Origin of the sequence: Sulfuriflexus sp. (assembly GCF_032250955.1) — a bacterium.
Lineage (GTDB): Bacteria > Pseudomonadota > Gammaproteobacteria > AKS1 > AKS1 > Sulfuriflexus.
The window spans coordinates 1-5,136 of the sequence record NZ_JAVVES010000107.1; the positions used below are offsets into that span (position 1 = coordinate 1).

Below are 5,136 nucleotides of genomic sequence, written 5' to 3' on the forward strand. Positions count from 1 at the left end.
CAAGGTGTTATCGAATCTAAATCCCCTCACCCTAACCCTCTCCCGAAGGGAGAGGGAATTAACGGGACAGCAGTGTGAATTTATATGTAAATCTATGAGAGCGCTTCTGCCTGGCCAGGCTATATGCCTTGGCTCATGTGGGGCCCTTATATTGTGCTTTGACAAAATTTCTCGAAGCTATACAATGCCCTCCTGTCTGATTTTAGTCGCGTAGCTCAGTTGGTTAGAGCACCACCTTGACATGGTGGGGGTCGGTGGTTCGAATCCACTCGCGACTACCAATTTAGAGAACTTCTTCCATTGAATTTTGTCGTGAGTGGATGAGAACGAAGTTCGACAAAATCGCCTGGAGCGATTTTGAACGCGCACAGCGCGGCCCGTAGGGCAAGCTCAAAGAAGCCTTATAGGCTTCATTATGAGTACCTTATTTCACTTTCAGTGAAATCAAGGCAACTCGCGACTACCATATTTTGTCATTGTTTTTGTTTACGTAGGTCGGATTAGCGTAGCGTAATCCGACGGTGTCCATATTGAGATGGGCACGTTGGATTACGATCGCATTCCATGCGTTCTAATCCAACCTACTTAGTGTGATTTTACATATATCCTGCACGCGGCCTTTGGTAGGGGTCGCCACTGAAAAAGGGGTTTAACATGCCAGTCATTACTCTACCTGACGGTAGTCAACGCGAATTTTCCCAGCCTGTCTCCATTCTTGATGTGGCCGCCGATATCGGTCCGGGCCTGGCCAAGGCCGCCCTTGGGGGCAAGATCGGCGAGCAGCTGTTTGATGCCTCGCATGTCATCGAGGATGACGCCGAGCTGGCTATTATCACCGAGCGTGACGAGGAAGGCCTGGAGATCATCCGCCACTCGACCGCGCACTTGCTGGCCCAGGCCGTGAAAAGCCTGTTCCCCGAGGCGCAGGTCACCATCGGTCCGGTGATCGAGAACGGTTTTTACTACGATTTTGCCTATGAACGGCCCTTTACCCCGGAAGACCTGGCCGCTATCGAGAAGAAGATGGCCGAACTGGCCAGGGAAGATATTCCGGTCAGCCGTCGTGTCATGTCGCGCGAGGAGGCCATTGCCTTCTTTGCCGATATGGGCGAGGTCTACAAGGCCGAGATCATTGAGAGCATCCCCCACGGCGAGCAGCTTTCTCTTTACAAACAGGGCGATTTCACCGACCTGTGCCGCGGCCCGCATGTCCCTTCGACAGGCAAGCTCAAGGCCTTCAAGCTGACCAAGCTCGCCGGGGCCTACTGGCGTGGTGATTCCAGTAACGAGATGCTGCAGCGCATCTATGGCACCGCCTTTGCCAACAAGAAAGACCTGAAGACCTACCTGCACCGCCTGGAAGAGGCCGAGAAGCGTGACCATCGCAAGCTGGCCAGGCAGCATGATCTCTTCCATTCCCAGGAAGAGGCGCCGGGGATGATTTTCTGGCACCCGAAGGGCTGGTCGGTGTACCAGAGCGTGGTCGATTATGTGCGCAGCGTGCTGGATGTGAACGGCTACGATGAAGTGCATACGCCGCAGGTAGTGGATCGCAGCCTGTGGGAAAAATCCGGCCACTGGGACAAGTTCCAGGACATGATGTTTACGACCCACGCGGAAAACCGCGATTATGCGGTCAAGCCGATGAACTGCCCGTGCCATATCCAGATATTTAACCAGGGCCTGAAGAGCTACCGTGACCTGCCGCTGCGCATGGCCGAGTTCGGCTCCTGCCACCGCAACGAGCCCTCCGGCACCCTGCACGGCCTGATGCGGCTGCGTAACTTTACCCAGGACGACGCGCACATCTTCTGTACCGAGGCCCAGATCCAGGCGGAGGTCAGCACCTTTATCGACCTGCTGTTCAAGGTTTACGCGGACTTCGGCTTTACGGACATTATCATCAAGCTCTCGACGCGGCCGGAAGAGCGCGTGGGTTCGGATGAGAGCTGGGACAAGGCCGAGCATTCCCTCGAGCGTGCCCTGAACGCCAAGGGTCTGGAGTGGGATTTGCAGCCGGGCGAGGGCGCCTTTTACGGCCCGAAGATCGAGTTTTCCCTCAAGGACTGCCTCGACCGTGTCTGGCAATGCGGCACCATCCAGGTTGATTTCTCGATGCCGGGTCGCCTCGATGCTACCTATATAGATGAACATGGCGACAAGCAGGTGCCGGTCATGTTGCACCGGGCCATTCTGGGTTCGCTGGAGCGTTTTATCGGTATTCTTATCGAGCACCATGCCGGGGCATTCCCGGTCTGGCTGGCGCCAATCCAGGCCGTGGTGACCAATATTACCGATAATCAGGCCGATCATGCCCGTAAAGTTGAAGAAACCTTGAAAAAACAGGGCCTCAGGGTCATTTCGGACTTGAGAAATGAGAAGATCGGCTTTAAAATCCGCGAGCACACAATTCAGCGCGTCCCGTACATCCTCGTGGTGGGGGATCGCGAAGTTGAAGATAATGCAGTTGCCGTACGTACGCGCGGTGGCGAGGATCTGGGCTCGATGTCTATCGACGCCTTTGCAGAACGCCTTGCCACAGAGAACGCGAGTCGCGGTGTTGCATCTTTGGAGGAATAAAGTATCGCTATAGATAAGAAGACGCGTCTCAATGAAGACATTACAATTCCGGAAGTCCGCCTGATTGATGAGGAAGGCGAGCAGGTAGGGGTCGTAAAGATAGCGGAGGCGCTCGAGAAGGCTAAAGAAGCGGGTCTGGATCTCGTTGAGATCGTGCCCGCCGCAGAACCACCCGTTTGTCGAATCATGGATTACGGCAAATTCAGGTTCGAAGCCAGCAAGAAACAGCAGGTTTCGCGCAAGAAGCAGAAACAATCCCAGGTGAAGGAAGTAAAGTTCCGGCCTGGAACAGAAGTGGGCGACTATCAGGTAAAACTTCGCAACCTGAAGCGCTTTCTGGAGCAGGGAGACAAGACCAAGGTGACATTGCGTTTCCGTGGTCGTGAAATGGCTCACCAGAACCTCGGCCGCGATTTACTCAAGCGCGTCGAGGAAGACCTTGCGGAATACGGTTCAGTAGAGCAGTTTCCGAAGATGGAAGGTCGTCAGATGGTGATGGTCATCGCTCCGAAGAAGAAGTAGCAAGCTACTGTCCGCCGGACTTTGTCGGTCCAGGTGTCCAGTTAAACGCTTGTTGTAGGAATGGCGAAAGCCAAATGAAAATGCGAAGTCAGATGCAGTAAATGGAGTCTGTAGACAATGCCTAAGATGAAAACAAATCGTGGTGCCGCAAAGCGCTTCAAGAAAACCGCCTCGGGTGGTTTCAAGCGCATGCAATCACACCACCGTCATATCCTCACCAAGAAGAGCACGAAGCGCAAGCGTCACCTTCGTTCTGTAGAAATGGTTCACGCTAACGATGTGGCATCTATCCGCCGCATGTTGCCCTACGTTTAAGGAGAGGAATTATGGCTAGAGTAAAACGCGGCACGCTCGCTCGTGCACGTCATAACAAGGTTCTTAAACTTGCCAAGGGCTATAGCGGTCGTCGCAAGAATGTATACCGTGTTGCCGTCCAGGCCGTTACCAAGGCAGGTCAGTATGCTTACCGTGACCGTCGTCAGCGGAAGCGCCAGTTCCGTGCACTGTGGATTGCCCGTATCAATGCGGCAGCACGTGAATGTGGTTTGTCTTACAGTCGTATGATCAATGGCCTGAAGAAGGCCGAGATCGAAATCGATCGTAAGGTGCTGGCGGATATTGCAGTATTCGATAAGACAGGTTTTGCGGCGATTGCCGAACAGGCCAAGGCCGCCCTGTAAGTCAGACTGTAGTATCAGATTGTAGAATACAGCAGGGGAAAGGCCTTAAGTCTTTCCCCTGTTTTTTTTATGCGTTCCAATGAATGGGGTTCAGTAAGCGAATCTCAAAACAAAAAGCAGAACATGAATACTGAACTCAAACAGATTGTTGCCGAAGCACAGCAAGCCGTTGCCGGGGCCGCTGACTTGCAGGCGCTGGATGATGTCCGCGTGCAATACCTGGGCAAGAAAGGCTCACTCACTGCGCAGATGAAACAGCTGGGCAAACTATCGGCCGAGGAACGCCCACAGGCCGGGCAGGCGATCAACGATGCCAAGCAGCAGGTGCAGGAGGCCATCGAGGCACGCAGGAACAGTCTGCAGTCGGCGGCGCTGGAGGCGCAGCTGGCAGCCGAGAAGATCGATGTCAGTTTGCCCGGGCGCGGGGTGCGCAGTGGCGGTCTGCACCCGGTAACACGGGTGATGGAGCGCATCGAAGACCTGTTTGTGCAAATGGGCTTTGAGATCGCCGAAGGCCGTGAAATCGAAGATGATTATCATAACTTTGAAGCGCTGAACATTCCCGCGCACCATCCGGCCCGCGCGATGCACGACACGTTCTACATGGATGAGTCCCTGAGCGAGAACGAAAAGCTGTTGTTGCGCACACATACCTCGCCGGTGCAGATCCGCTATATGGAAAACAATGAACCGCCGCTGCGTGTGATTGCGCCCGGGCGTGTTTACCGTTGCGATTCTGACTTGACGCATACGCCGATGTTCCACCAGGTGGAAGGCTTTATGGTCGATGAGAATGTTAGTTTTGCCGATTTGAAAGGCTTGCTGGTTGATTTCCTGCAGAAGTTTTTCGAGAAAGATCTCGCCCTGCGTTACCGGCCATCTTATTTTCCGTTTACCGAGCCTTCCGCCGAGGTCGATATCGAATGCGTGATGTGTGGTGGGGAAGGTTGTCGCGTGTGCAGTCATACGGGTTGGCTGGAAGTACTGGGCTGCGGCATGGTGCACCCGAATGTGTTAAAGCATGTTGGTATCGATAGCGAAAAATATACCGGTTTTGCCTTCGGTCTCGGGGTGGAGCGACTGGCGATGTTGCGCTACGGCGTGAACGACTTACGATTGTTCTTCGAGAACGATTTGCGGTTTCTGGAGCAGTTTAGATAACGGCCCAACGCAGAGGGGCGCTCTCGTGCGTCCATGCACTACGCGACACATGCACATCCGTGTGCATCGCGCGGAGGCGCAAAGAACGCAAAGGATATCGAAATAAATATATTTTGACACTGCTGTCCCGTTAACATAAGCCTGACAATCGGTAAGTTTCGGATAAATAGGGTAAACAGGTTGATAGATGCGC

The 5,136-nt window shown here is 53.9% G+C and carries 5 protein-coding genes and 1 tRNA gene; all 6 read left to right on the forward strand.

The window, feature by feature from the left end:
• The first annotated feature begins 204 nt into the window (after positions 1-204).
• Positions 205-281: transfer RNA gene (locus tag RQ738_RS13070), tRNA-Val, on the forward strand.
• Positions 282-654: 373 nt separating this feature from the next.
• The gene (gene thrS, locus RQ738_RS13075; protein ID WP_314165738.1) at positions 655-2,580 is read left to right on the forward strand and encodes a threonine--tRNA ligase; all 1,926 of its coding nucleotides are present in this window, start codon (positions 655-657) and stop codon (positions 2,578-2,580) included.
• 3 nt (positions 2,581-2,583) lie between these two features.
• Complete coding sequence (gene infC, locus RQ738_RS13080) at positions 2,584-3,102, forward strand: translation initiation factor IF-3 (protein WP_314165744.1); 519 nt, start codon at positions 2,584-2,586, stop codon at positions 3,100-3,102.
• A gap of 117 nt (positions 3,103-3,219) precedes the next feature.
• A complete protein-coding gene (rpmI, locus tag RQ738_RS13085; protein WP_314165739.1) occupies positions 3,220-3,417 on the forward strand; it encodes a 50S ribosomal protein L35 in 198 nt (65 codons plus the stop codon).
• Between the two features lie 11 nt (positions 3,418-3,428).
• On the forward strand, positions 3,429-3,782 hold the full coding sequence (gene rplT / locus RQ738_RS13090; RefSeq protein WP_314165741.1) for a 50S ribosomal protein L20: 354 nt from the start codon (positions 3,429-3,431) through the stop codon (positions 3,780-3,782).
• A gap of 123 nt (positions 3,783-3,905) precedes the next feature.
• Complete coding sequence (gene pheS, locus RQ738_RS13095) at positions 3,906-4,943, forward strand: phenylalanine--tRNA ligase subunit alpha (RefSeq protein ID WP_314165742.1); 1,038 nt, start codon at positions 3,906-3,908, stop codon at positions 4,941-4,943.
• Positions 4,944-5,136: the final 193 nt, after the last annotated feature.

Bases quoted from the DNA above. Each gene is read 5' to 3' on its own strand.
- thrS (WP_314165738.1), top strand. From the start codon at position 655: ATGCCAGTCATTACTCTACCTGACGGTAGTCAACGCGAATTTTCCCAG.
- rpmI (WP_314165739.1), top strand. From the start codon at position 3,220: ATGCCTAAGATGAAAACAAATCGTGGTGCCGCAAAGCGCTTCAAGAAA.
- pheS (WP_314165742.1), top strand. From the start codon at position 3,906: ATGAATACTGAACTCAAACAGATTGTTGCCGAAGCACAGCAAGCCGTT.
- rplT (WP_314165741.1), top strand. From the start codon at position 3,429: ATGGCTAGAGTAAAACGCGGCACGCTCGCTCGTGCACGTCATAACAAG.